The 26047-nt window shown below is 61.9% G+C and carries 21 protein-coding genes; 14 read left to right on the top strand and 7 right to left on the bottom strand.

Annotation, left to right across the window (positions count from 1 at the left end; all coding sequences use genetic code 11):
* The first annotated feature begins 155 nt into the window (after positions 1-155).
* The 5 genes from kdgD (at position 156) to NTD84_RS21735 (ending at position 6810) form a co-directional block, all read left to right on the top strand.
* On the top strand, positions 156-1067 hold the full coding sequence (gene kdgD / locus NTD84_RS21755) for a 5-dehydro-4-deoxyglucarate dehydratase (protein WP_262169813.1): 912 nt from the start codon (positions 156-158) through the stop codon (positions 1065-1067).
* Positions 1068-1128: 61 nt separating this feature from the next.
* Positions 1129-2574, top strand: coding sequence for an aldehyde dehydrogenase family protein (locus NTD84_RS21750; protein ID WP_262169811.1), 1446 nt, complete (start codon positions 1129-1131; stop codon positions 2572-2574).
* A gap of 191 nt (positions 2575-2765) precedes the next feature.
* Positions 2766-4133 (top strand): MFS transporter, encoded by a 1368-nt coding sequence (locus NTD84_RS21745; RefSeq protein WP_262169809.1) that lies wholly within the window; start codon positions 2766-2768, stop codon positions 4131-4133.
* Between the two features lie 11 nt (positions 4134-4144).
* Entirely contained in the window at positions 4145-5698 is a 1554-nt protein-coding gene (gene garD / locus NTD84_RS21740; protein WP_262169806.1) for a galactarate dehydratase, read from the top strand.
* A 170-nt stretch (positions 5699-5868) separates the two neighbouring features.
* Positions 5869-6810: an AEC family transporter gene (locus NTD84_RS21735; RefSeq protein WP_262169803.1), complete on the top strand. Its 942-nt coding sequence runs from the start codon at positions 5869-5871 to the stop codon at positions 6808-6810.
* 156 nt (positions 6811-6966) lie between these two features.
* Here NTD84_RS21735 and NTD84_RS21730 read toward each other — a convergent pair whose 3' ends face one another.
* The 6 genes from NTD84_RS21730 to gatC form a co-directional block, all read right to left on the bottom strand.
* A complete protein-coding gene (locus tag NTD84_RS21730) occupies positions 6967-7347 on the bottom strand; it encodes a carboxymuconolactone decarboxylase family protein (protein ID WP_262169800.1) in 381 nt (126 codons plus the stop codon).
* A complete protein-coding gene (locus NTD84_RS21725) occupies positions 7344-8405 on the bottom strand; it encodes a calcium/sodium antiporter (protein ID WP_262169797.1) in 1062 nt (353 codons plus the stop codon). Before NTD84_RS21725 ends, NTD84_RS21730 begins: the two co-directional genes overlap by 4 nt.
* A gap of 50 nt (positions 8406-8455) precedes the next feature.
* On the bottom strand, positions 8456-8830 hold the full coding sequence (locus NTD84_RS21720; protein ID WP_262169796.1) for a septal ring lytic transglycosylase RlpA family protein: 375 nt from the start codon (positions 8828-8830) through the stop codon (positions 8456-8458).
* Between the two features lie 148 nt (positions 8831-8978).
* Complete coding sequence (gatB, locus tag NTD84_RS21715; RefSeq protein ID WP_262169795.1) at positions 8979-10424, bottom strand: Asp-tRNA(Asn)/Glu-tRNA(Gln) amidotransferase subunit GatB; 1446 nt, start codon at positions 10422-10424, stop codon at positions 8979-8981.
* A gap of 10 nt (positions 10425-10434) precedes the next feature.
* The gene (gatA, locus tag NTD84_RS21710) at positions 10435-11886 is read right to left on the bottom strand and encodes an Asp-tRNA(Asn)/Glu-tRNA(Gln) amidotransferase subunit GatA (protein WP_262169794.1); all 1452 of its coding nucleotides are present in this window, start codon (positions 11884-11886) and stop codon (positions 10435-10437) included.
* A 16-nt stretch (positions 11887-11902) separates the two neighbouring features.
* Entirely contained in the window at positions 11903-12190 is a 288-nt protein-coding gene (gene gatC / locus NTD84_RS21705; RefSeq protein ID WP_262169793.1) for an Asp-tRNA(Asn)/Glu-tRNA(Gln) amidotransferase subunit GatC, read from the bottom strand.
* Positions 12191-12402: 212 nt separating this feature from the next.
* Here gatC and mreB point away from each other — a divergent pair, with 212 nt between their 5' ends.
* The 8 genes from mreB (at position 12403) to tldD (ending at position 23825) form a co-directional block, all read left to right on the top strand.
* Positions 12403-13440, top strand: a complete 1038-nt coding sequence (gene mreB / locus NTD84_RS21700) for a rod shape-determining protein MreB (protein ID WP_002555108.1) — start codon at positions 12403-12405, stop codon at positions 13438-13440.
* Positions 13441-13583: 143 nt separating this feature from the next.
* Entirely contained in the window at positions 13584-14735 is a 1152-nt protein-coding gene (mreC, locus tag NTD84_RS21695) for a rod shape-determining protein MreC (protein WP_262170057.1), read from the top strand.
* Positions 14735-15226: a rod shape-determining protein MreD gene (gene mreD / locus NTD84_RS21690; protein ID WP_262169792.1), complete on the top strand. Its 492-nt coding sequence runs from the start codon at positions 14735-14737 to the stop codon at positions 15224-15226. Before mreC ends, mreD begins: the two co-directional genes overlap by 1 nt.
* A 159-nt stretch (positions 15227-15385) precedes the next feature.
* Complete coding sequence (locus NTD84_RS21685) at positions 15386-15982, top strand: Maf family protein (RefSeq protein ID WP_262169791.1); 597 nt, start codon at positions 15386-15388, stop codon at positions 15980-15982.
* A gap of 57 nt (positions 15983-16039) precedes the next feature.
* Positions 16040-17497, top strand: coding sequence for a ribonuclease G (gene rng, locus NTD84_RS21680; RefSeq protein WP_010463355.1), 1458 nt, complete (start codon positions 16040-16042; stop codon positions 17495-17497).
* A 72-nt stretch (positions 17498-17569) separates the two neighbouring features.
* Positions 17570-21373, top strand: a complete 3804-nt coding sequence (locus tag NTD84_RS21675; RefSeq protein WP_262169790.1) for a YhdP family protein — start codon at positions 17570-17572, stop codon at positions 21371-21373.
* A gap of 142 nt (positions 21374-21515) precedes the next feature.
* Positions 21516-22364, top strand: coding sequence for a carbon-nitrogen hydrolase family protein (locus tag NTD84_RS21670; RefSeq protein ID WP_262169789.1), 849 nt, complete (start codon positions 21516-21518; stop codon positions 22362-22364).
* Positions 22365-22382: 18 nt separating this feature from the next.
* Positions 22383-23825, top strand: coding sequence for a metalloprotease TldD (gene tldD / locus NTD84_RS21665; protein ID WP_262169787.1), 1443 nt, complete (start codon positions 22383-22385; stop codon positions 23823-23825).
* 49 nt (positions 23826-23874) lie between these two features.
* Here the strand turns inward: tldD and yjgA are convergent, their stop codons facing one another.
* A complete protein-coding gene (yjgA, locus tag NTD84_RS21660; RefSeq protein ID WP_262169784.1) occupies positions 23875-24399 on the bottom strand; it encodes a ribosome biogenesis factor YjgA in 525 nt (174 codons plus the stop codon).
* Between the two features lie 108 nt (positions 24400-24507).
* Between yjgA and pmbA the strand changes: the two genes are divergently transcribed.
* Complete coding sequence (gene pmbA / locus NTD84_RS21655; RefSeq protein ID WP_262169782.1) at positions 24508-25854, top strand: metalloprotease PmbA; 1347 nt, start codon at positions 24508-24510, stop codon at positions 25852-25854.
* The last annotated feature ends 193 nt before the right edge of the window (positions 25855-26047 follow it).

Here is a 26047-nt window from a genome sequence, read left to right as displayed (position 1 = left end):
CCGAAAATCAGAATGAGCACCCCGGAAAAAATTGCCGGTTAACGATGAAATGCAGTTGACGGTTATTTTTTAAGTTGTACGATGACCTACAACTTCGGCGCAGGCTGAAAGATTTCCTCACATACACACATGTTGCTACCCAGGGTGTTCGAATAATGAATCCACAAGAACTGAAGTCCATCCTCTCTTCCGGTCTGCTGTCTTTCCCGGTTACCGATTTCAATGCTCAGGGCGACTTCCATCGCGCGGGCTACATCAAGCGTCTCGAATGGCTGGCCCCATACGGCGCCACGGCGTTGTTCGCCGCGGGCGGCACCGGTGAGTTCTTCTCTCTGGCGGCCAGCGAATATTCGGAAATCATCAAGACTGCCGTCGACACCTGCGCGACCAGCGTGCCGATTCTGGCCGGCGTCGGCGGTTCGACCCGCCAGGCCATCGAATACGCACAGGAAGCCGAGCGGCTCGGCGCCAAGGGCCTGTTGCTGCTGCCGCACTACCTGACCGAAGCCAGCCAGGACGGCGTTGCCGCCCACGTTGAAGCCGTGTGCAAATCGGTGAACATCGGCGTGGTGGTCTACAACCGTAACGTGTGCCGCCTGACCGCTCCGTTGCTGGAACGCCTGGCCGAACGTTGCCCGAACCTGATCGGCTACAAGGATGGCCTGGGCGACATCGAGTTGATGGTGTCGATCCGTCGCCGCCTGGGCGATCGCTTCAGCTACCTGGGCGGTTTGCCAACCGCTGAAGTCTACGCTGCGGCTTACAAGGCGCTGGGCGTGCCGGTCTACTCCTCGGCGGTGTTCAACTTCATCCCGAAAACCGCGATGGATTTCTACCACGCCATTGCCCGCGAAGATCACGCCACCGTTGGCAAGATCATCGACGACTTCTTCCTGCCATACCTGGACATCCGTAATCGCAAGGCCGGTTACGCGGTGAGCATCGTCAAGGCCGGGGCAAAAATTGCCGGCTATGACGCAGGTCCTGTGCGTGCACCGCTGACCGATCTGACTGGCGAAGAGTACGAAATGCTCGCCGCGCTGATCGACAAGCAAGGTGCGCAGTAACACACCCGATTTAACAAGGCCGCTGAGTGATCAGCGGCCTTTTGCGTGAGGAGAATATTCCGTGGCAAATGCAAAGCGTTTTGATAACTACATCAACGGCGAGTGGGTTGCCGGCAGCGATTACTGCGCCAACATCAACCCGTCCGAACTGACCGATACCATCGGTGAATACGCCAAGGCCGATCTGACCCAGGTCCATGCTGCCATCGACGCCGCTCGGGCTGCGTTCCCGGCCTGGTCGACGTCGGGCATTCAGGCTCGTCACGATTCGCTGGACAAGGTCGGTACTGAAATCCTCGCCCGTCGCGAAGAACTCGGCACCTTGCTGGCCCGGGAAGAGGGCAAGACCCTGCCGGAAGCCATCGGCGAAGTGACCCGCGCCGGCAACATCTTCAAATTCTTCGCGGGTGAAACCCTGCGCCTGTCCGGCGACTACCTGCCGTCGGTGCGTCCGGGCGTCAACGTCGAAGTCACCCGTGAAGCGTTGGGCGTGGTGGGCTTGATCACCCCGTGGAACTTCCCGATCGCGATACCGGCGTGGAAAATCGCTCCGGCCCTGGCCTACGGTAACTGCGTCGTGCTGAAGCCGGCCGACCTGGTGCCGGGTTGCGCCTGGGCCCTGGCTGAAATCATCTCCCGCGCAGGCTTTCCGGCCGGTGTGTTCAACCTGGTGATGGGCAGCGGCCGCGTGGTGGGTGATGCGCTGGTGCAGAGCCCGAAAGTCGATGGCATCAGCTTCACCGGCTCCGTCGGTGTCGGTCGTCAGATCGCCGTCAGCTGCGTGTCGCGCCAGGCCAAGGTCCAGCTGGAAATGGGTGGCAAGAACCCGCAGATCATTCTAGATGACGCCGACCTGAAACAAGCGGTCGAGCTGTCGGTGCAGAGCGCGTTCTACTCCACCGGTCAGCGTTGCACCGCGTCGAGCCGCTTCATCGTCACCGCCGGCATCCACGACCAGTTCGTCGACGCCATGGCCGAGCGCATGAAGTCGATCAAGGTCGGTCACGCGCTGAAAACCGGTACCGACATTGGTCCGGTGGTTTCGCAGGCACAGCTTGAACAAGACATGAAGTACATCGACATCGGCCAGTCCGAAGGTGCGCGCCTGGTGAGCGGCGGTGGTCTGGTGACCTGCGACACCGAAGGCTACTACCTCGCGCCAACGCTGTTTGCCGACAGCGAAGCCGCGATGCGGATCAGCCGCGAAGAGATCTTCGGCCCGGTGGCCAACGTCGTTCGCGTCGCCGATTACGACGCGGCACTGGCCATGGCCAACGACACCGAGTTCGGTCTGTCGGCGGGCATCGCCACCACATCGCTGAAGTACGCCAACCACTTCAAGCGCCACTCCCAGGCCGGGATGGTGATGGTCAACCTGCCGACGGCCGGCGTGGACTACCACGTTCCGTTCGGTGGGCGTAAAGGTTCATCGTATGGTTCCCGCGAGCAAGGTCGCTACGCGCAAGAGTTCTACACGGTCGTGAAAACCAGCTACATCGGTTCGTAATCGCAAACCTGCGGTATCGACTTCGATACCGCAATCGCCTGTAGGAGCGAGCCTGCTCGCGCTGGTGGTCAACGAAGACGCGGGGCATCAGGTTGCCCGCCGCGTCCTTGCGACCATCGCGAGCAAGCTCGCTCCTACAGGTAAAAATCAGTTTCACCCCGCATAAAAATAATCAGTGGGAGTACCTCTACATGCAAGCGACCAAGCCGACCCACGTCCGCTATTTGATATTGCTCATGCTTTTCCTGGTGACCACGATCAACTACGCCGACCGGGCCACCATCGCCATCGCGGGCTCCAGCCTGCAAAAAGACCTCGGCATTGACGCGGTCACCCTCGGCTACATCTTTTCCGCATTCGGTTGGGCCTACGTGGCCGGGCAAATTCCCGGTGGCTGGCTGCTGGACCGTTTCGGCTCGAAAAAAGTCTACGCGCTGAGCATTTTCACCTGGTCGCTGTTCACTGTGCTGCAGGGTTATGTCGGCGAGTTCGGCATGTCTACGGCAATCGTCGCCCTGTTCATGCTGCGCTTCCTGGTAGGCCTGGCCGAAGCGCCGTCCTTCCCCGGCAACGCGCGCATCGTCGCGGCCTGGTTCCCGACTGCCGAGCGCGGCACGGCGTCGGCGATCTTCAACTCGGCGCAATACTTCGCCACCGTGTTGTTCGCGCCGTTGATGGGCTGGATCGTCTACACCTTCGGCTGGCAGCACGTGTTTGTGGTGATGGGCGGGATCGGCATCGTGTTCTCGCTGATCTGGCTGAAAGTTATCCACAGCCCGCGCCAGCACCCGATGATCAACGACGCCGAGTTCAAGCACATCGCCGACAACGGCGGCATGGTCGACATGGACCAGGACAAAGCAGCGGGTAAAAAGGTCGACGGCCCGAAGTGGGACTACATCCGCCAGTTGCTGACCAACCGCATGATGCTTGGCGTGTACCTTGGCCAATACTGCATTAACGGCATCACCTACTTCTTCCTGACCTGGTTCCCGGTATACCTGGTGCAGGAGCGCGGCATGACTATCCTCAAGGCAGGTTTCATTGCCTCGTTGCCGGCCATCTGCGGCTTCATCGGTGGCGTGCTCGGCGGGGTGATTTCCGATTACCTGCTGCGCAAGGGTCACTCGCTGACGTTCGCCCGCAAGGCGCCGATCATCGCCGGGTTGCTGGTCTCCAGCAGCATCGTGGCCTGCAACTACGTGGACATCGAATGGATGGTGGTCGGCTTCATGGCCCTGGCTTTCTTCGGCAAAGGCGTCGGCGCACTGGGCTGGGCGGTCGTGTCGGACACCTCGCCAAAACAGATCGCCGGGTTGAGTGGCGGCCTGTTCAACATGTTTGGCAACATCGCGTCGATCACCACGCCGATCGTGATCGGCTACATCATCAGCTCCACCGGCTCGTTCAAATGGGCGCTGGTGTTCGTCGGTTGCAACGCCTTGGTCGCGGTGTTCAGCTACCTGGTGATCGTCGGCCCGATCAAGCGTGTGGTACTCAAGGAGCCGCCAGTCAGCGGTCCTGAAATTCAGAACAAATTGTCTCAAGCGCATTCCTGAGGAGCGGCGTCATGCAGTTGATTGAACATTCCGACTCGCCGCGCTACATCCGCCTGCACCAGCGGGACAATGTCGTGATCGTGGTCAATGACCAGGGAGTACCCGCCGGTACCGAATTTCCGGACGGCCTGGTGACGGTGGACTTCGTGCCTCAGAGCCACAAGGTCACCCTGGAAGACATTCCCGAGGGTGGCCAGGTGATTCGCTACGGCCAGACCATCGGCTATGCGTTGCAGCCGATTCCACGCGGCAGCTGGGTCAAGGAAGATCAACTGCGCATGCCGACCGCGCCACCGCTGGACAGCCTGCCGCTGTCCACCGAAGTGCCGGCCGCGCAGGCACCGCTGGAAGGCTTCACGTTCGAGGGTTATCGCAATGCCGACGGCACCGTCGGCACGCGCAACATTCTCGGGATCACCACCACGGTCCAGTGCGTCACCGGGGTGCTCGATCATGCGGTCAAGCGCATCAAGGACGAGTTGCTGCCCAAGTATCCGAACGTCGATGACGTGGTCGCGCTGACCCACAGCTACGGCTGCGGCGTAGCGATCACGGCGACTGACGCGTACATCCCGATCCGCACCGTGCGCAACCTCGCACGCAACCCGAACCTGGGCGGCGAAGCGCTGGTGATCAGCCTCGGCTGCGAGAAATTGCAGGCCGGGCAGGTCATGCACGACAACGACAGCTCGGTGGATCTGAGCGAGCCGTGGCTGTATCGCTTGCAGGATTCGAGTCATGGTTTCACCGAGATGATCGAGCAGATCATGGCGCTGGCCGAGACCCGTTTGAAAAAGCTCGATCAGCGCCGTCGGGAAACCGTGCCGGCGTCCGAGCTGATCCTCGGCATGCAATGCGGCGGCAGCGATGCGTTTTCCGGCATCACCGCCAACCCGGCGCTAGGTTACGCCTCGGACTTGTTGCTGCGGGCCGGCGCGACGGTGATGTTCTCCGAAGTCACCGAAGTGCGCGACGCGATCTACCTGCTGACCTCCCGTGCCGAAACCGAGGAAGTCGCCCAGGAACTGGTGCGGGAAATGGACTGGTACGACCGTTACCTGGCCAAGGGCGAAGCGGATCGCAGCGCCAACACCACGCCGGGTAACAAGAAGGGCGGGCTGTCGAACATCGTCGAGAAGTCACTGGGCTCGATCGTCAAATCCGGCAGCAGCGCTATCAACGGGGTGCTCGGCCCTGGCGAGCGCTTCAAGCGCAAAGGCCTGATTTTCTGCGCGACCCCGGCCAGCGATTTTGTCTGCGGCACGTTGCAGCTGGCGGCGGGGATGAACCTGCATGTGTTCACCACCGGGCGCGGTACGCCGTATGGTCTGGCGATGGCGCCGGTGGTTAAGGTGTCGACCCGGACCGAACTGGCGCAGCGCTGGCCGGACCTGATCGACATCGATGCCGGGCGGATCGCGACCGGGCGGGCGTCGATCGAAGAGCTTGGCTGGGAGTTGTTCCACTACTACCTGGATGTGGCCAGCGGGAAGAAGCAGACGTGGGCCGAGCAGCACAAGCTGCATAACGACATCACCCTGTTCAACCCGGCGCCGATCACCTGATACCGCGTTATCGTTCATCGCCAGCAGGCTGGCTCCCACAGTGATCTTAGGTGCAACAAAAAGATTCCCTGTGGGAGCGAGCCTGCTCGCGAAGGCGATCTCCCAGACGCCAACGTCCCGGGTGGCTTATCATTCGCCCCTAACGACGCCCACCCAAGGTCCTCTCCGGCATGCTGGCAATCTTCCTCGAAACCCTCAACATCACCGCGCCGGTGTTTGCCATGCTGTTTCTCGGTGTGCTGCTCAAGCGCATCAACTGGATCAACGACAATTTCATCCACACCGCGTCGGCCCTGGTGTTCAACGTCACCATGCCGGCGTTGCTGTTTCTGGGCATCCTGCATGCCGACCTGCACGCCGCGCTGCAACCGGCGCTGCTAATCTATTTCTCGATTGCCACACTGGTCAGCTTCGCCATCGCCTGGGGCTGGGCGATCCTCAAGTGCCCGCGTGAAGATCGCGGGATTTATACCCAGGGCGCCTTCCGCGGCAACAACGGTGTGATCGGCCTCGCGCTGGCGGCGAGCATGTACGGCGATTACGGGATTTCCCTCGGGGCGATTCTCGCGGCGCTGGTGATCCTGTTCTACAACACCCTGTCGACCATCGTGTTGGCGGTGTACAGCCCGGTGATCAAGTCCGATCCGTGGAGCATCTGCAAAAGCGTGATGAACAACCCGCTGATCATCAGCGTGTTTGCGGCGGCGCCGTTTGCCTATTTCAAGATCAGCCTGCCGGGTTGGCTGGAGACGTCCGGGCAATACCTGGCGCAAACCACGTTGCCCCTGGCGTTGATCTGCATTGGCGGCACGTTGTCGCTGGCGGCGATGCGCAAAAGCGGTTCGATGGCGCTGAGTTCCAGCCTGGTGAAGATGATCGGCCTGCCGGTGGTGGCCACGCTGGGGGCGTGGCTCTGGGGCTTTCGCGGGGCGGAACTGGGGATTCTGTTCCTGTACTTCGGCAGCCCGACGGCTGCAGCGAGTTTTGTCATGGCGCGTCAGGCCAACGGCAATCATGAACTGGCGGCGGCGATCATTGTGATCACCACGTTGATGGCGGCGGTGACCACCAATATCGGGATCTTTTTGTTGCAGTGGGGTGGGTGGATTTAGCTTCGGGATTTGCGGTGTTCTTCGGGGCCTCTTCGCGAGCAAGCCCGCTCCCACATTTGATTTCCAGCGAACACAACATTTGTGTACGGCTTGACCCAATGTGAGAGCGGGCTTGCTCGCGAAGACGGCCGAACCGTCACCACACCCCCCGGCGACTTACTCCGGCTTCTGATAGCTATCAATCACTTCCTGCGCCGCCCGAAACGCATCGATCGCCGCCGGTACGCCCGCATACACCGCGCAATGCAGCAACGCCTCGCGAATCTCTTCCGCCGTGCAACCGTTGTTCAACGCGCCACGCACGTGGCCCTTCAATTCCTGCGGGCACTTCAGCGCGGTCAGCGCGGCGAGGGTAATCAGGCTGCGGGTTTTCAGCGGCAGCCCTTCGCGATTCCACACGCTGCCCCAGGCGTGTTCGTTGACGAAATCCTGCAGCGGCTGGGTGAACTCGGTGGCATTGCCCAGTGCGCGGTCGACGAACGCGTCGCCCATCACTTGGCGGCGTACTTCAACGCCCGGTTTTTTAGCATCGGTCATGGCAATTCCCTCTTGTGATGTTGGCGACGCCAGGCGCGTAGCGACGTGAACAGCAGGAACGCCACCAGCGCCGGCAGGACGAAAAACAGCATCAGGTGCTCAAGCTTGCCGGCCAGCGGCATGCCGGTGGTGAACGACACCACGTGCAGACCGTAAGCCAGGTACAAACCGAGAAACAGCAGACCTTCGGCGCGGGTTACCCGATAACCGGAATAAAACACCGGCAGGCACAACGCCGCGACGCCGAGCATCACCGGCAAATCGAAATCCAGTGCATTGGGTGAGACCGACAACGGCGACGGCGCAATCAACGCGGTCACGCCGAGCACGCCCAGCAGGTTGAACAGGTTGCTGCCGATCACGTTGCCCACGGCGATGTCGCGCTGGCCGCGCAACGCGGCGATCAACGAAGTGGCGAGTTCCGGCAGGGAGGTGCTGACGGCGACGATGGTCAGGCCGATGATGCGCTCCGAGAGGCCCAGGTCGGTGGCCACTGAAACGGCCGCGCCCAGTAACAAGTGCCCGGCATATACCAGCATCGCGAGGCCGACGACAATCATCAGCAGGCTGCTGAGCCATGGCACTTCCTGGCCTTCCTGGGGGCTCGAATGCGGCCGGGTGGAATGCCGCGACTGGCGCAGGAGCAACGCCAGATAAAGCGCCAGGGCCGTCAGCAACAGCACGCCGTCGACACGGGTCAGTTCTTCATTCCATGCCAGCACGAACACCAGCAGGCTGGCACCGATCATCAGCGGGATGTCCAGGCGCACCAGTTGCCGCGAGACCCGCAGCGGAATGATCAGCGCCGAAAGACCGAGGGTGACGAGGATGTTGAAGATGCTGCTGCCGATCACGCTGCCGACGGCGATGTCGGCGTTTTGCGCCAGGGTGGCTTGCAAGCTGACCGCCATCTGCGGTGCGCTGCTGCCGAGGGCGACGATGGTCAGGCCGATGATCAGCGGCCGTACGTGCAGGCGCGCGGCCAGACGCACGGCGGCGCGCACCATCAGTTCGGCGCCGGCGATCAGCAGCACCAGGCCGCTGAGCAGTTCAAGCACGCTGAGCAGGGGTAAGTCGGCAAGTCCGAAAATGGTCGCGGCTCCGGTGGTCAGTCGTCGAGGGCCTGCACACGAACCCGTGCGGTGCCGCTGCCGAGCATGCCCAGTCGCTCGGCGGCTTCGTGGGACACGTCGATCAGGCGCCCGCGGGTGTGCGGCCCGCGATCATTGATGCGGACCACGCAGGACTTGTCGTTTTTCAGATTGGTGACCTTCACCCGCGTGCCGAAGGGGAGCTGGCGGTGGGCGGCGGTCAGGGTATTCTTGTCGAAACGCTCGCCACTGGCGGTGCGTTTGCCTTGGTGTTTGGCGCCGTAATAGGACGCCACGCCGGTCTGGTCGTAGCCATGGGGATCGACGATGTCCGTGCTGGCGCAACCGGCCAGCAGCGAGAGCAGGGCGCAAAGGCCGAGTAGATGCTTCATTCAAGGTTTCCCGAAAACAAATGTGGGAGCCGGCCTGCTGGCGATCGCGGAGTGACAGACATGGAAATGTTGAATGTCAGACCGCTATCGCCAGCAGGCTGGCTCCCACAGGGCGTGGAGCCAGAATTGAATGCTGGCTCCATACTCATCAGCCTTCGAGCTTGCTTTTCAGCAGTTCGTTGACCTGTTGCGGGTTGGCCTTGCCTTTGGAGGCTTTCATGGCCTGGCCGACGAAGAAGCCGAACATCTTGCCGCGTTTGGCTTCGTCTGCCGCGCGGTATTGCTCGACCTGCTCGGCGTTGGCTGCAAGCATTTCGTCCAGCACGGCGGAGATCGCACCGCTGTCGGTCACTTGCTTGAGGCCGCGCTTGTCGATGATCTCGTCGGCGCTGCCTTCCCCGTTGGCCATGGCTTCGAACACCACCTTGGCGATCTTGCCGGAGATGGTGTTGTCCTTGATGCGCAGCAGCATGCCGCCCAGTTGCTCGGCCGACACCGGCGACTCGTCGATGTCCAGGCCTTGCTTGTTGAGCAGGCTGCCCAACTCGACCATCACCCAGTTCGCCGCCAGTTTGGCGTCGCCGCTGATGCTCACGACTTGCTCGAAGTAATCGGCTTGCTCACGGCTGGTGGCCAGGACGCTGGCGTCATAGATCGACAGGCCGAACTGCGCCTGGAAGCGCTCGCGCTTCTGCGGCGGCAATTCCGGCAGTGTCGCGCGCACGTCATTGAGGAACGAGTCCTCGATGACCACCGGCAGCAGGTCCGGATCGGGGAAGTAACGGTAGTCGTTGGCTTCCTCCTTGCTACGCATCGGACGGGTTTCGTCCTTGTTCGGATCGTACAGGCGGGTCTGCTGGATCACCTTGCCGCCGTCTTCGATCAGTTCGATCTGGCGCTGTACTTCGGTGTTGATCGCCTTCTCGATGAAGCGGAACGAGTTGACGTTCTTGATCTCGCAGCGGGTGCCGAATTCAGCCTGGCCCTTTGGACGGATCGACACGTTGCAGTCGCAACGCAGCGAACCTTCGGCCATGTTGCCGTCGCAGATGCCCAGGTAACGCACCAGCGCGTGGATCGCCTTGACGTAGGCCACGGCTTCCTTGGCGCTGCGCATGTCCGGCTCGGAGACGATTTCCAGCAGCGGCGTGCCGGCGCGGTTCAGGTCGATGCCGGTGGCGCCGTTGAACTCTTCGTGCAGGCTTTTACCGGCGTCTTCTTCCAGGTGCGCCCGGGTGATACCGACACGTTTGACCGTGCCGTCTTCCAGGGCGATGTCCAGGTGGCCCTTGCCGACGATCGGCAATTCCATCTGGCTGATCTGGTAGCCCTTCGGCAGGTCCGGGTAGAAATAGTTTTTGCGGGCGAACACGTTGTGCTGGCCGATCTCGGCGTCAATCGCCAGGCCGAACATCACCGCCATGCGCACCGCTTCCTGGTTCAGCACCGGCAATACGCCGGGCATGCCGAGGTCAACCAGGCTGGCCTGGGTGTTCGGCTCGGAACCGAAGGTGGTGGAACTACCGGAAAAGATTTTCGACCGGGTGGTGAGCTGGGTGTGAATCTCCAGCCCGATCACGACTTCCCATTGCATGTGTTTCTCCTCAGAAGCCGGTTGGGGTGCGGGTGTGCCAGTCAGTGTTGAGCTGATACTGGTGCGCAACGTTGAGCAAGCGGCCTTCCTGGAAATACGGGGCGAGCAGTTGCACGCCAACCGGCAGACCGTCGACGAAACCGGCCGGCATCGACAAGCCCGGCAGGCCAGCGAGGTTGGCGGTGATGGTGTAGACGTCTTCCAGGTATGCAGCGACCGGGTCGCTGTTCTTGGCGCCGAGCTTCCAGGCCGGGTTCGGCGTGGTCGGGCCGAGGATGATGTCGACCTCGTTGAAGGCGGTCATGAAGTCGTTCTTGATCAGGCGACGGATCTTCTGCGCCTTCAGGTAGTAGGCGTCGTAGTAGCCGGCCGACAGCGCATAGGCGCCGACCATGATCCGGCGCTGCACTTCCGGGCCGAAACCTTCGCCACGGGAACGCTTGTACAGGTCGATCAGGTTTTTCGGGTCTTCACAGCGGTAGCCGAAACGCACACCGTCGAAACGCGACAGGTTGGACGAGGCTTCCGCCGGGGCGATCACGTAGTACGCCGGAATCGCGTGCTGCATGTTCGGCAGGCTGATTTCCTTGATCACGGCGCCGAGCTTTTCCAGCGCCTTGACGCTGTCGTGGATCAAATCGGCAATGCGCGGATCGAGACCGGCGCTGAAGTATTCCTTCGGCACGCCGATGCGCAGGCCTTGCAGCGAACCGTTGAGGCTGGCGCTGTAATCAGGCACGGGCTCGTCGATGCTGGTGGAGTCCTGCGGGTCGAAACCGGCCATGCCTTGCAGCAGGATGGCGCAGTCTTCGGCGGTGCGCGCCAGAGGGCCACCCTGATCGAGGCTGGACGCGTAGGCGATCATGCCCCAGCGCGAAACGCGACCGTACGTCGGTTTCAGGCCGGTCAGGTTGGTCAGCGCCGCTGGCTGGCGAATCGAGCCGCCAGTGTCGGTGCCGGTGGCCGCTGGCAGCAGGCGCGCGGCCACTGCCGCCGCCGAACCGCCGGAAGAACCGCCCGGCACGTGTTCCAGGTTCCAGGGGTTTTTCACGGCGCCGTAGTAGCTCGACTCGTTGGCCGAACCCATGGCGAATTCGTCCATGTTGGTCTTGCCCAGGGTCACCGCGCCCGCAGCGGCCAGTTTGGCGACGACGGTGGCGTCGTACGGGGCCTTGAAGTTGTCGAGCATCTTCGAGCCGCAGCTGGTGCGGATGCCTTGTGTGCAGAACAGGTCTTTATGGGCGATGGGCGCGCCAAGCAGGGCGCCGCTCTCACCATTGGCGCGACGCGCATCAGCAGCTTTGGCCTGCTGGAGCGCCAGGTCTTCGGTGAGGCTGATGAAGCTGTTGAGCTGCGGATCGAGCTGGGCGATACGCGCCAGCAGGGTTTTGGTCAGCTCTTCGGCAGAAAACTTTTTATCGGCGAGTCCGCGGGCGATCTCGGCCAGAGTCAATTGATGCATTGCAGGCTCTTTCCCTTTAGTCGATGACTTTCGGAACCAGGTACAGGCCGTTTTCGACCGCTGGTGCGATGGACTGATAGGCCTCGCGATGATTGATCTCGGTCACGACGTCTGCACGCAGGCGCTGGCTGGCTTCCAGTGGGTGGGCGAGCGGTTCGATACCGTCGGTATTGACCGCCTGCATTTCGTCGACCAGGCCAAGAATGCTGTTCAGGGCCGAAGTAATATGTGGAAGATCGGCATCATCGAGGCCAAGACAGGCCAGATGAGCGATTTTTTCCACGTCGGAGCGTTCAAGCGCCATGGGAATCTCCAGTGGAAAACAGAACGGACGGTGTCCGTGTGTTAGTGTTGTCGGAACACTACCGCACTTCTACGGTCATAAGGCCGCGATTGTGGGGCTTGGTGCACAGAAAAGCGGCCAATTTAACATATTGGCGCCTTGCCCAAAATCCCTGTCGTTGTTAGAGTTTGCCGCACTTTTTTTACCCACGCGTTGCCTAGGGTCCCTTTCCCATGTTCAAGAAACTGCGTGGCATGTTTTCCAGCGATCTTTCCATTGACCTGGGCACTGCCAACACCCTTATTTACGTGCGCGAGCGCGGCATCGTCCTGAATGAGCCATCGGTTGTGGCTATTCGGACACACGGTAACCAGAAAAGTGTCGTTGCTGTCGGCACCGAGGCCAAGCGCATGCTCGGCCGTACGCCGGGCAACATCGCAGCCATTCGTCCGATGAAGGATGGCGTCATTGCCGACTTCAGCGTCTGCGAAAAGATGCTGCAATACTTCATCAACAAGGTTCACGAAAACAGCTTTTTGCAGCCGAGCCCTCGTGTGCTTATCTGCGTGCCTTGCAAATCCACCCAGGTTGAGCGTCGAGCCATCCGTGAATCGGCCCTTGGTGCCGGCGCCCGTGAAGTGTTCCTGATCGAAGAGCCGATGGCGGCTGCGATCGGTGCCGGCCTGCCGGTTGAAGAAGCCCGCGGTTCGATGGTCGTCGATATCGGTGGCGGTACCACTGAAATCGCGCTGATCTCCCTGAATGGTGTGGTTTACGCCGAATCCGTACGGGTTGGCGGCGACCGCTTCGACGAAGCGATCATCACCTACGTGCGTCGCAACTACGGCAGCCTGATCGGCGAATCCACCGCTGAGCGCATCAAGCAGGAAATCGGTACGGCCTACCCGGGCGGCGAAGTGCGTGAAGTCGACGTTCGTGGCCGTAACCTGGCCGAAGGCGTTCCACGCGCATTCACCCTGAACTCCAACGAAGTGCTGGAAGCTCTGCAAGAGTCCCTGGCGACCATCGTTCAGGCCGTGAAAAGTGCCCTGGAGCAATCGCCTCCGGAACTGGCTTCCGATATCGCCGAGCGTGGCCTGGTGCTGACCGGTGGTGGCGCCTTGCTGCGCGACCTCGACAAGCTGCTGGCCCAGGAAACCGGTCTGCCGGTCATCGTTGCCGAAGATCCACTGACCTGCGTTGCTCGCGGCGGTGGCCGTGCCCTGGAAATGATGGATAAGCACACCATGGACTTGCTGTCGAGCGAGTGATCTCGCCCGATGCATCTAGGCTGTTGAGCGCGCAGGCGGCACTTTGCAGTGCCGCCTGTTGGCGTTTATCTTCTGTCATTCTGCATCCAGGCCGGTTTGTTGCCGTATGAGTAAAGAGAACATTTGCCTGGGAGGAGCGGCTCATTAAACCGCTTTTCTCCAAAGGTCCCTCACTGGGCGTGCGCTTGTTGGTGCTGGTCGTGCTTTCGATCGCGCTGATGGTGGTCGATGCCCGCTTCACACTGCTCAAGCCAGTGCGTAGCCAAATGTCGCTGGTGTTGATGCAGTCCTACTGGGTCACCGACCTGCCGCAGCGGCTATGGCAAGGTGTGGCCAGCCAGTTTGGCAGCCGCACCGAGCTGGTCGCCGAAAACGAAAAACTCAAGACCGAAAACCTGCTGTTGCAGGGGCGCATGCAAAAGCTGGCCGCCCTCACCGAGCAGAACGTCCGGCTGCGCGAGTTGCTCAATTCGTCCGCGCTGGTCAACGAGAAGGTCGAAGTGGCCGAATTGATCGGCATGGACCCCAACCCTTTCACCCATCGCATCATCATCAATAAAGGTGAGCGTGACGGTGTGGTCCTCGGTCAGCCGGTGCTCGATGCCCGTGGCCTGATGGGCCAGGTGGTCGAGTTGATGCCATACACCTCCCGGGTGTTGCTGCTGACCGACACCACCCACAGCATTCCAGTGCAGGTAAACCGTAACGGTCTGCGGGCGATTGCCAGCGGCACCGGTAACCCGGAACGCCTGGAGCTGCGGCACGTGGCTGATACCGCCGACATTAAAGAAGGCGATCTGCTGGTCAGTTCCGGCCTGGGTCAGCGTTTTCCGGCGGGCTACCCGGTGGCAACGGTCAAGGAAGTGATTCACGACTCCGGCCAACCGTTCGCGATTGTCCGCGCCGTGCCGACAGCCGCGTTGAACCGTAGCCGCTACCTGCTGCTGGTGTTCAGCGACACCCGCACGCCGGAAGAGCGCGCCAATGACGCCGCGCAAGCCCAGGAAAACCTGGACGCGCAGGGCGGCGGGCCGATCGTTCCCGCCACCGTGCCGAAACCTGCGCCGGTGACTCCGGCCGCAGCCCCGGCTGCTCCTGCGACGGCACCGGCCAGCACAACTCCGGCCAAGCCTGCTGCCACAACGCCGGCGAAGCCCACTGCGGCACATCCTGCCACCGCCAAACCGCCCGCGACGACACCGGCTGCCAAACCACCGGCGACGCAACCCGCTGCCGTGAAGCCTGCAGCCAAACCGCCTGTCTCCGCGCCGGCCACCCCAGGGGGAAGAGAATAATGGTCGGTGCTACCGCCTCCCGAAACGGCTGGATGGTCTGGCTGACGTTCGCCGTCGGCCTGTTGCTCAGCGTCTCTCCGCTGCCGCAATTCATGGAAATTCTCCGTCCGCTTTGGCTCGCCTTGCTGCTGGCCTTCTGGGCACTGGCCATGCCGCAGAAAGTCGGCATGGTCACCGCGTGGTGCCTGGGCCTGGCCGAAGACGTGCTCTACGGCACGTTGCTCGGCCAGAACGCCTTGATCCTGACGCTCATCACATTCCTGGTGCTGTCGTTGCAACAGCGGCTGCGGATGTTCCCGATGTGGCAACAGAGCCTGGTGATCCTGGTGATCTTTGGCCTCGCCCAGCTTGTTCAACTCTGGCTCAGTGCCCTGACCGGCAACCGTCAGCCAACGCTGGCGCTGGTCCTGCCGGCACTGGTCAGTGCGTTGCTCTGGCCGTGGATCAGCTTTGGTTTGCGCGGGTTGCGTCGACGCTACAAAATCAATTGATCGGTCAGGCATTCGCCCGGTGCCTTGCCTTGCAAATACGTTGCTTCTCTGGCGAGTGGCTGTTGTTGCCAGGCAACGAGCGGCAACGCAGTGGCAACAACAGACGCCGCCAAAAGGAACAGTATTTGTGAGGCAGGGCGCTAACAGGGAGATGTCTTGATGAAATTGTTATTCCTCGCCTCAGGCTCGCCGCGTCGGCGTGAACTGCTCACGCAGATCGGCGTGCCGTTCTCCGCCATCAGTGCGGACATCGATGAAACCCCTTTGAATCATGAATCGCCGTCGGCCTATGTCGAGCGCCTCGCGCGCGGCAAGGCTGAAGCCGGGCGCCGCGCGGTCGTGTCCGACGCGGCGTTTTGCGTGCTGGGCGCCGATACCGCCGTGGTGCTGGACGGGAAAATTCTCGGCAAACCGGTGGACGAAGCCGAGGCGTGCGCCATGCTTATGATGTTGGCCGGTCACGAGCACGAAGTGCTGACGGCGATTGCCGTGCTTGACGGCGAGCGTTGCGAGTCACGGGTGGTGCGCAGCCTGGTGCGTTTTCGCGCCATCGACCGCGATGAAGCGGCGGCCTACTGGGCCAGCGGCGAACCGCGGGACAAGGCGGGCGGCTACGGTATTCAAGGGCTGGGCGCGGTGTTTGTCGCCGGGCTCAATGGCAGTTACTCGGCGGTGGTCGGACTGCCGTTGTGCGAAACCTCGGAGCTGCTTGGCCATTTCGGCATACCCTGTTGGCAAACCCTTGACGCGCGTTGAGCGCCGTACTGACAAGATGCGGCCATTATCGTGAACATGCCTGAACGAGACCCTGCCATGAGTGAAGAGATTCTGATCAACATCACGCCGATGGAATCGCGCGTGGCGGTGGTTGAAAACGGTGTTCTGCAAGAGGTCCACGTCGAGCGTACGCAAAAGCGCGGCATCGTCGGCAACATTTACAAAGGCAAGGTCGTGCGGGTTTTGCCGGGCATGCAGGCGGCGTTCGTCGACATCGGCCTGGACCGCGCCGCGTTCATTCATGCGTCGGAAATTTCCCTGCGAGAAGGCCCGGCGGTCGAGAGCATCAGTGCGCTGGTGCATGAAGGCCAGAGCCTGGTGGTGCAAGTCACCAAGGACCCGATCGGTTCGAAAGGCGCCCGCCTGACCACGCAACTGTCGATCCCTTCGCGTTACCTGGTGTACATGCCACGCACTGCGCACGTCGGCATTTCCCTGAAGATCGAAGACGAAGCCGAACGCGAGCGCCTCAAGCAAGTGGTCACCGACTGCGTGGCCAAAGAAGGCATCAAGGAAGCCGGCGGCTTCATCCTGCGCACCGCCGCCGAGGGCGCGGGTGCCGATGAAATTCTCATGGACATCCGCTATCTACGCCGGCTCTGGGACCAGATCAACGAGCAGATCAAGACCATCGGCGCACCGAGTGTGATCTATGAAGACCTGGGCCTGGCCTTGCGTACCTTGCGCGACCTGGTGAGCCCGAAGATCGAGAAGATCCGCATCGACTCCCGGGAAACCTTCCAGAAAACCACGCAATTCGTCGCTGAACTGATGCCGGAAATCGCCGATCGTCTGGAGCATTATCCGGGCGAGCGGCCGATCTTCGATCTGTACGGCGTCGAAGACGAAATCCAGAAAGCTCTCGAACGCAAAGTCCCGTTGAAGTCCGGTGGCTACCTGGTGGTTGACCCGGCGGAAGCCATGAGCACCATCGACGTCAACACCGGCGCGTTTGTCGGCCATCGCAACCTTGAAGAAACCATCTTCAAGACCAACCTCGAAGCCGCGACCGCCATCGCTCGCCAACTGCGCCTGCGCAACCTGGGCGGGATCATCATCATCGACTTCATCGACATGGAAGATGAAGAGCACCAGCGCCAGGTGCTGCGCACGCTTGAGAAGCAACTGGAGCGCGATCACGCCAAGACCAACATCATCGGCATCACCGAGCTGGGCCTGGTCCAGATGACCCGCAAACGCACCCGCGAAAGTCTCGAGCAAGTGTTGTGCGAACCGTGCAGCAGCTGCCAGGGCCGCGGCAAGCTCAAGACTCCAGAAACGGTTTGCTACGAAATCTTCCGCGAAATCCTCCGCGAGGCTCGCGCCTATCAGGCGGAGGGCTATCGTGTATTGGCGAACCAGAAAGTCGTCGATCGGCTGCTGGATGAAGAGTCGGGCAATGTCGCCGAGCTGGAAGGTTTTATCGGACGGACCATTCGGTTCCAGGTCGAAACCATGTATTCCCAGGAACAATACGACGTGGTGCTGCTCTGAATCGTTGCGTTACCACTCCACTAGAACAGCTGGCCTCAGCTTTTTGCAATTTCGCCATGGGAGCCACCTGACATGGACCGTCTGACACGCATACTGGCCGCACTGACCCGTTGGGGTCTGGGCCTGTGCGCGTTGGCTTTGGTGCTGATGGCGCTCTACGTCAGTCTCGGCCGCGAGTTGACGCCACTGTTGGCCGAGTACCGGGCCGAGGTTGAAGACAAAGCCGGTGCTGCCTTGGGCATGCCGCTGCAGATCGGCGAACTGGAAGGTAACTGGCGGGGCTTCGCGCCGATCTTGCTGGCCCATGACGTGACGGTCGGTGAGGGCGCCAATGCCCTGCGCCTGGACAAGGTGCGCGCGGTGCCGGATCTCTGGGCCAGTTTGCTGGCTCGCGAAGTGCGTATTGCCCACCTGGAACTCAACGGCCTGAAGATCAGCCTCAAGGAAGGCGCGGACGGTCAGTGGGCGCTGGAAGGCTTGCCGGTGCAACAGGACCAGCCGCTGGACCCGGAGCAACTGCTCAATCGCATGCAGAGTGTGCAGCAATTGTCAGTGCTCGACAGCCAGGTGACCTTGCAGCCACTGGACCAGCCGCCACTGACCTTCACCTATGTGGGCCTGAACTTCAAGACCGGCGCCTCCCGCCAGCGCCTCGATGCTCGACTGACGTTGCCCGATGGCCAACCGGTGGCCATGAGCGTGCGCACGCGCATTCGCGCCAGCCAGTGGAAGGACGGTGAGGCCGAAGCCTACCTGAGCCTGCCGCAAAGCGACTGGTCGAAATGGCTGCCCGAGCGTGTGACCCGGCAATGGAATTTTTCCAGGATCAAGGCCGGTGGCGAACTTTGGGTCAATTGGAGCAAAGGTGCGCTGCAGAGTGGCGCGATCCGCTTGAACGCGCCGCAGCTCAAGGGCGCCTACGCCGAGCGCAAGCCGATCCTGATCAACAACCTGGCGCTCAACGGTTACTTCCAGCGCAGTTCCGAAGGCATCCTGGTGACGCTGGATTCCCTGGCGATGAACCTTGGCGAGACCCGCTGGGAATCGCACCTGCAACTCCAGCAAAGCCTGGCCACCGACAAGGCCGACGAGCGTTGGCACCTGCAAGCCGACCGCCTCGACCTCACGCCGCTGACGCCGCTTTTGAATGCTTTGGGACCATTGCCCGAAGGCGTTGCCACGGCCGTCGAGAAGCTCAAGGTGACCGGCGCTTTACGCAACGTCTTGCTGGATTTCCGGCCCAATGCCACCGATGACACCAAGTTAAGCTTTGCCGCCAACCTCGATCAGGTCGGCTTTGATGCCTATCACGGCGCACCGGCCGCGCGAAATGTCAGCGGCAGCATCAGCGGTGATTTGGGCCATGGCGAACTGCGCATGGACAGCAAGGATTTTGTCCTGCACCTGGACCCGATCTTCGCCAAGCCGTGGCAATACATTCAGGCCAACGCCCGCCTGACCTGGAAACTCGACAAAGAAGGTTTCACCCTGATCGCACCGTATCTGAAGGTGCTGGGCGAAGAGGGCAAGATTGCCGGCGACTTCCTCATCCGCCTGCATTTCGATCACAACCAGGAAGACTACATGGACCTGCGGGTCGGCCTGGTGGACGGCGACGGCAAATACACCGCCAAATACCTGCCGGCAGTGCTCAGCCCGGCGCTGGACGAGTGGCTGCGAACCGCCATTCTCAAAGGCGCGGTCGATCAGGGCTTCTTCCAGTATCAAGGCTCGTTGAACCATGGCGCGGCCGATACCGCTCGCAGCATCAGCCTGTTCTTCAAGGTCCACGATGCCGAACTGGCGTTCCAGCCGGGCTGGCCGCATGTGAGCAAGGTCAGTGGCGATGTATTCATCGAAGACAGTGGCGTGCGGATTCTGGCCAGCAAAGGTCAATTGCTCGACACCCAGGTCAGCGACGTCTACGTCAACATCCCCCACGCGCCCGCCGGGCAAAATGCTCACCTGTTGCTCGACGGCGCCTTCGCCGGCGGACTGGGCGACGGCCTGAAAATCCTCCAGGACGCACCGATCGGTACGGCCAGCACCTTTGCCGGGTGGGAAGGCGAGGGCGACCTGCAGGGCAAATTGAAACTGGATATTCCGCTGGCAAAAGGCGAACAGCCGAAGATTCTCGTCGACTTCAAGACGGCCAAGGCCCGCTTGAAACTCGCCGATCCAGCCCTCGAACTGACCCAGCTCAAAGGCGATTTCAGCTTCGACAGCAACAAGGGTTTGAGCGGGCAGAACATCACCGCGCGCGCATTCGACAAACCGGTCACCGCGCAGATTTTCGCCGACGGCAGTCCCGGCAACATCAAGACACGGGTCAGTGCGTCCGGGCAGGTCGAGGTCAAGAAGCTCACCGACTGGTTGAGCGTGACCCAGCCGTTACCCGTGTCCGGCGTCATTCCGTACCAGTTGCAACTGAACCTGGGAGGCGACGACAGTCAGTTGATGGTCAATTCCAACCTCAAAGGCGTGGCTGTCGATCTGCCGGCGCCGTTCGGCATGGCGGCCGATGTCGGGCGCGACACGATGTTCCGCATGACCCTGCAAGGCCAGGAGCGGCGGTACTGGGTCAAATACGGTGAGTTGGCGAGCTTCACCTTCGCCGCTGCGCCCGGCAATTTTGCCGACGGTCGCGGCGAATTGTTCCTCGGTGATGGCGATGCCGTGCTGCCCGGTGGCAAAGGCCTGCGCGTGCGTGGTGTGTTGTCTGAGCTGGATGTTGGCCCGTGGAAAGACCTGGTGGATAAGTATGCCGGCCAGGACCCGGGCGGCAGCGCCAAACAATTGCTCAGCAGTGCCGACTTCAAGGTCGGCAAGCTCAGCGGCATCGGCACCACCCTGGATCAGGCGTCGGTGCAGTTGAACCGCAAGCCGACCGCGTGGGCCTTGCAGCTCGACAGCCAGCAGGTCAAGGGCACCGCCAGCCTCCCCGACGCCAAGTCCGCGCCGATCGCGATCAACCTGCAATACGTGCGCTTGCCTGCGCCGGATCCGACGGTCCTGGCCGATGAGAACTCGCCGGATCCGCTGGCCAGCGTCGACCCGAGCAAGATCCCGGCGCTGGATATCACCATCAATCAATTGTTCCAGGGGCAGGACCTGGTCGGGGGCTGGTCGCTGAAAGTCCGTCCGACCGCCAAGGGCATTGCCCTCAACACGCTGGATCTGGGCCTCAAGGGCATCCTGTTGCAGGGCAATGGCGGCTGGGAAGGTGTGCCCGGCACGTCCAACAGTTGGTTCAAGGGCCGGATCAGCGGCAAGAACCTGGCGGATGTGCTGAAAGGCTGGGGCTTTGCGCCGAGTGTCACCAGCGAAGAGTTCCATATGGACGTCGATGGTCGCTGGCCCGGCTCACCGGCCTGGCTGGCCACCAAGCGTTTCTCCGGCACCCTGGATGCGTCACTGAATAAAGGCCAGTTTGTTGAAGTCGAGGGCGGCGCCCAGGCGTTGCGGGTATTTGGCCTGCTCAACTTCAACTCCATCGGTCGCCGTTTGCGCCTGGACTTCTCCGACCTGTTCGGCAAAGGCTTGAGTTACGACCGGGTCAAAGGCTTGCTGGTCGCGACCAACGGCGTTTACGTGACGCGCGAGCCGATCGTGCTGACCGGGCCGTCGAGCAATCTGGAACTCAACGGCACGCTGGACCTGGTGGGCGATCAGGTCGATGCGAAACTGCTGGTGACCCTGCCGGTGACCAACAACCTGCCGATTGCCGCGCTGATTGTCGGCGCACCGGCCATTGGTGGCGCGTTGTTCCTGATCGACAAGCTGATCGGTGACCGCGTGGCGCGCTTCGCCAGCGTGAAATACACCGTTAAAGGTCCGTGGAAAGCGCCGAATATCACCTTCGACAAACCGTTCTGATGGGGACCAGGTGCGGGAGCGAGCCTGCTCCGGGCGGCGCTCCGACGAAGGGCTCAATGGCGGCGCGCTTATCCAGAAAACGCGTTATCGTTAACCCCCCCCATCGCGAGCAAGCTCGCTCCTGCAGAAAGGCGGTAAAGCAATGACTGTCGCGGTGATTCAAATGGTCAGCCAGAGCGATGTGCTGGCCAATCTGGCCCAGGCCCGTCGCCTGCTCGAACAAGCAGCGACCGGCGGCGCGAAGCTGGCTGTGTTGCCGGAAAACTTCGCCGCCATGGGCCGCCGCGATATTGCCGACATCGGCCGCGCCGAGGCATTGGGCGACGGTCCGATCCTTCCGTGGTTGAAACAGACCGCCCGTGACCTCAAGTTATGGATAGTGGCCGGCACATTGCCGTTGCCGCCGGTGGATCAGCCGACGGCGAAAGTGCACGCCTGCTCGTTGCTGGTCAACGACCACGGCGAGACGGTGGCGCGCTACGACAAGCTGCACCTGTTCGACGTGGACGTGGCGGACACCCGCGGGCGCTATCGTGAATCCGATGACTATGCTTATGGCAGTGGCGTGGTGGTGGCAGACACACCGGTGGGTCGAGTCGGCCTGACAGTCTGTTACGACCTGCGTTTCCCGGAGCTGTACAGCGAATTGCGTGCTGCCGGTGCGGAGCTGATTACCGCGCCGTCGGCCTTCACCGCGGTTACCGGCGCGGCGCACTGGGAAGTGCTGATACGTGCGCGGGCCATCGAGACCCAGTGTTATGTACTTGCGGCTGCCCAGGGTGGGACGCATCCGGGGCCGCGAGAAACCTGGGGCCATGCGGCGATTGTCGACCCTTGGGGCCGGGTGCTGGCGCAACAGGATCAAGGCGAGGCCGTGCTGCTGGCCGAACGCGATAGCAGCGAACAGGCGTCCATCCGGGCGCGGATGCCGGTGTCCAGTCACCGGCGCTTTTTCTCGCAGGGCGCCCAGCGACCTGCCTCAGAACGATGAATTTAAGGCGTAAAGCATATGAGCGAGTTGTTGTCCTCAGTCAGTGACCACCTGTTAGCGCCTGGCGGCGTGACCATCGAGAGCCTGCAAGGCGTGCTCGGCGATCTGGCCGGCCCGGGCATCGATGCCGCCGACCTGTATTTCCAGGGGCAGATTTCCGAGTCTTGGGCGCTGGAAGACGGGATCGTCAAGGAAGGCAGCTTCAACCTCGACCAGGGCGTCGGCGTGCGCGCGCAATCCGGTGAGAAAACCGGGTTTGCCTACAGCAACGCGATCACCCTGGAAGCCCTCGGCGCGGCGGCTCGCGCGGCACGTTCGATCTCCCGCGCCGGGCAGAATGGCACGGTGCAGGCGTTCACCACTCAGGACGTCGCCCAGTTGTACGGGCCCGACAACCCGCTGGAAGTGCTGACCCGCGCCGAGAAAGTCGAATTGCTCAAGCGCATCGACGTGGCCACGCGTGCCCTCGACCCGCGTATCCAGCAAGTCACCGTGAGCATGGCCGGGGTCTGGGAACGCATTCTGGTCGCGTCGACTGACGGCAGCCTCGCGGCGGATGTGCGCCCATTGGTGCGCTTCAATGTCAGCGTGATCGTCGAGCAGAATGGCCGCCGCGAGCGCGGTGGTCATGGTGGCGGCGGTCGCACCGATTACCGTTATTTCCTCGCCGAAGACCGCGCCATGAGCTACGCCCGTGAGGCGCTGCGCCAGGCGTTGGTCAACCTGGAGGCTATCCCGGCGCCGGCCGGTACGTTGCCGGTGGTGTTGGGTTCGGGTTGGTCTGGCGTGCTCTTGCACGAAGCGGTCGGCCACGGTCTGGAAGGTGATTTCAACCGCAAGGGCAGCTCCGCCTACAGCGGGCGCATGGGCGAAATGGTTGCGTCGAAGCTCTGCACCATCGTCGATGATGGCACCCTCGCCGGTCGTCGCGGTTCGCTGAGTGTCGATGACGAAGGCACGCCGACCGAGTGCACCACGCTGATCGAAAACGGCGTACTCAAGGGCTACATGCAGGACAAGCTCAACGCGCGCCTGATGGGCGTGGCACGCACTGGCAACGGCCGCCGCGAATCCTACGCGCACCTGCCGATGCCGCGCATGACCAACACCTACATGCTGGCCGGCGAGAGCGATCCGGCAGAAATCATTGCTTCGGTGAAGCGCGGGATCTATTGCGCCAACCTGGGCGGCGGACAGGTGGACATCACCAGCGGCAAGTTCGTGTTCTCCACCAGCGAAGCGTACCTGATCGAAGACGGCAAGATCACCGCTCCGGTCAAAGGCGCGACGTTGATCGGCAACGGGCCGGAAGCGATGAGCAAGGTGTCGATGGTCGGTAACGATCTGTCGCTGGACAGCGGCGTGGGCACGTGCGGCAAGGACGGGCAGTCGGTGCCGGTGGGTGTCGGCCAGCCAACGCTGAAGATTGATGCGATCACTGTGGGTGGCACAGGGTCGTAAAAGGATGGAGCTTCGGGTGAGCTGCGAGGCAACTCACCCGATTCGGGACTCAGCGCAGGCCGCGTTGAGTCTCGTCCAGCTCACGGATGTACTTGAAGATTTTACGGCTCGATGCCGGTGGCTTGTTGGTCGCCAGCTCGTGCTGGGCCTGACGGATCAGGGAGCGCAATTGCTGGCGATCAGCCTCCGGGTAGTCGACGACGAATTTTTCCAGAACGGCATCGTCACCGGCAATCAGGCGATCGCGCCAGCGTTCCAGGTTATGGAAGCGCTCGTTGTACTGGCGAGTGGAGGCATCGAGTTGATCGAGCAACACCAGAATGGCGTCAGTGTCCTGATCGCGCATCAGTTTGCCGATGAATTGAAGGTGCCGTTTACGCGCGATATTCGCGGTGTGCTTGGGCGCATCGGCCAAGGCCCGGCGCAAAGCGTCGGTCAATGGCAGTTTTGCCAGCAGGTCAGGCTTGAGCGTTGTAAGGCGCTCGCCGAGGTCAACCAGAGCATGCAGCTCGCGTTTAACCTGGGATTTGCTTTTTTCTCCCGTATCGAGGGAGTCGTCGTAAGAATCAACCATGGTGGCCGTCCGCAAAGAAACGCCGCCATGATAACCAGTCGGGGGCCGCTTGTCCGGCCCGGTCGCTCGAAGGCCTTTACCGAAAGCAGAATTTGAGTGGAGAACAGCATGAGTGCAGTTGAAAGCGTCGGCCCACAAGCGTTGCCGGCACTGCAGGAACAAGTCGAGCAGATCATCGCTGAAGCCAAGCGTCAGGGCGCCAGTGCCTGTGAAGTGGCGGTCTCCCTGGAGCAGGGCCTGTCGACTTCCGTGCGTCAGCGCGAAGTCGAAACCGTCGAATTCAACCGCGATCAGGGCTTTGGCATCACCCTGTACGTGGGCCAGCGCAAGGGCTCGGCCAGCACTTCGGCCAGCGGTTCCGAAGCGATTCGTGAAACCGTCGCGGCGGCGCTGGCCATTGCCAGGCACACGTCGGAAGACGAAGCCTCCGGTCTGGCGGACGCCGCGCTGATGGCCAAGGACTTGCAGGATTTCGACCTCTTCCACCAATGGGACATCACTCCGGAGCAAGCCATCGAGATGGCCTTGAGCTGTGAGGCGGCCGCGTTTGCTGCCGACAGCCGGATCAAGAATGCCGACGGCACCACCCTCAGCACCCATCAAGGCTGCCGCGTTTATGGCAACAGCCACGGCTTCATCGGCGGCTACGCGTCAACACGTCACAGCTTGAGCTGCGTGATGATCGCCGAGGCCGATGGCCAGATGCAGCGCGATTACTGGTACGACGTAAACCGCCAGGGCACCCTGCTGGCCGACCCGGTGAGCATCGGCCAGCGTGCCGCGCAACGGGCGGCGAGTCGTCTGGGCGCGCGCCCGGTGCCGACCTGTGAAGTGCCGGTGCTGTTTTCCGCCGAGCTGGCCGGTGGCTTGTTCGGCAGTTTCCTGTCGGCGATCTCCGGCGGCAGCCTGTACCGCAAATCGTCGTTCCTCGAAGGCACGCTCGGTCAGAAATTGTTCCCGGAATGGCTGACCATCGATGAGCGTCCGCACTTGATGCGTGCCATGGGCAGCTCGGCGTTCGATGGCGATGGCCTGGCGACCTACGCCAAACCGTTCGTCGAAAATGGCGAGCTGGTGTCCTACATCCTCAGCACTTATTCCGGTCGCAAACTCGGGATGCCGAGCACGGCCAACGCGGGTGGCGTGCATAACCTGTTCGTCACCCACGGCGACGAAGATCAGGCGGCGTTGCTGCGCCGCATGGGTCGCGGTCTGCTGGTCACCGAACTGATGGGCCAGGGCCTGAACATGGTGACCGGCGATTACTCTCGCGGTGCGGCGGGGTACTGGGTCGAGAACGGCGAGATCCAGTTCGCGGTCCAGGAAGTGACGATTGCCGGCAACATGCGCGACATGTTCAAGCAGATCGTCGCGGTGGGTAACGACCTGGAATTGCGTAGCAACATCCGCACGGGGTCGGTACTGATCGAGCGGATGACGGTCGCCGGCAGCTAAACGCCACCGTCACACAAAAGGCGCGCCACCGATTGGGTGGCGCGCCTTTTTTTTTATCTCACCTGATCTCCTGTGGGAGCGAGCCTGCTCGCGATGGAGTCACAGGCACCGCGGGGTATCAAGTAGCCAGCGTCATCCTTGGAGACCATCGCGAGCAGGCTCGCTCCTACAGGGCGAGGTTGTTTTGTTTCTC

It is taken from the genome of Pseudomonas sp. 14P_8.1_Bac3 (assembly GCF_025466085.1).
Lineage (GTDB): Bacteria > Pseudomonadota > Gammaproteobacteria > Pseudomonadales > Pseudomonadaceae > Aquipseudomonas.
Note: the sequence above shows the minus strand (reverse complement) of the source record. Positions and strands in the feature narration are given on the sequence as shown.

What these genes read in the sequence shown, in the direction of transcription:
- NTD84_RS21685 (WP_262169791.1), top strand. Translation starts at nt 15,386, where the DNA reads ATGAAATTGTTATTCCTCGCCTCAGGCTCGCCGCGTCGGCGTGAACTG.
- pmbA (WP_262169782.1), top strand. Translation starts at nt 24,508, where the DNA reads ATGAGTGCAGTTGAAAGCGTCGGCCCACAAGCGTTGCCGGCACTGCAG.
- NTD84_RS21670 (WP_262169789.1), top strand. Translation starts at nt 21,516, where the DNA reads ATGACTGTCGCGGTGATTCAAATGGTCAGCCAGAGCGATGTGCTGGCC.
- mreB (WP_002555108.1), top strand. Translation starts at nt 12,403, where the DNA reads ATGTTCAAGAAACTGCGTGGCATGTTTTCCAGCGATCTTTCCATTGAC.
- NTD84_RS21675 (WP_262169790.1), top strand. Translation starts at nt 17,570, where the DNA reads ATGGACCGTCTGACACGCATACTGGCCGCACTGACCCGTTGGGGTCTG.
- mreD (WP_262169792.1), top strand. Translation starts at nt 14,735, where the DNA reads ATGGTCGGTGCTACCGCCTCCCGAAACGGCTGGATGGTCTGGCTGACG.
- NTD84_RS21730 (WP_262169800.1), bottom strand. Translation starts at nt 7,347, where the DNA reads ATGACCGATGCTAAAAAACCGGGCGTTGAAGTACGCCGCCAAGTGATG.
- NTD84_RS21745 (WP_262169809.1), top strand. Translation starts at nt 2,766, where the DNA reads ATGCAAGCGACCAAGCCGACCCACGTCCGCTATTTGATATTGCTCATG.
- NTD84_RS21735 (WP_262169803.1), top strand. Translation starts at nt 5,869, where the DNA reads ATGCTGGCAATCTTCCTCGAAACCCTCAACATCACCGCGCCGGTGTTT.
- tldD (WP_262169787.1), top strand. Translation starts at nt 22,383, where the DNA reads ATGAGCGAGTTGTTGTCCTCAGTCAGTGACCACCTGTTAGCGCCTGGC.
- rng (WP_010463355.1), top strand. Translation starts at nt 16,040, where the DNA reads ATGAGTGAAGAGATTCTGATCAACATCACGCCGATGGAATCGCGCGTG.
- gatB (WP_262169795.1), bottom strand. Translation starts at nt 10,424, where the DNA reads ATGCAATGGGAAGTCGTGATCGGGCTGGAGATTCACACCCAGCTCACC.
- NTD84_RS21720 (WP_262169796.1), bottom strand. Translation starts at nt 8,830, where the DNA reads ATGAAGCATCTACTCGGCCTTTGCGCCCTGCTCTCGCTGCTGGCCGGT.
- kdgD (WP_262169813.1), top strand. Translation starts at nt 156, where the DNA reads ATGAATCCACAAGAACTGAAGTCCATCCTCTCTTCCGGTCTGCTGTCT.
- gatA (WP_262169794.1), bottom strand. Translation starts at nt 11,886, where the DNA reads ATGCATCAATTGACTCTGGCCGAGATCGCCCGCGGACTCGCCGATAAA.
- garD (WP_262169806.1), top strand. Translation starts at nt 4,145, where the DNA reads ATGCAGTTGATTGAACATTCCGACTCGCCGCGCTACATCCGCCTGCAC.
- yjgA (WP_262169784.1), bottom strand. Translation starts at nt 24,399, where the DNA reads ATGGTTGATTCTTACGACGACTCCCTCGATACGGGAGAAAAAAGCAAA.
- gatC (WP_262169793.1), bottom strand. Translation starts at nt 12,190, where the DNA reads ATGGCGCTTGAACGCTCCGACGTGGAAAAAATCGCTCATCTGGCCTGT.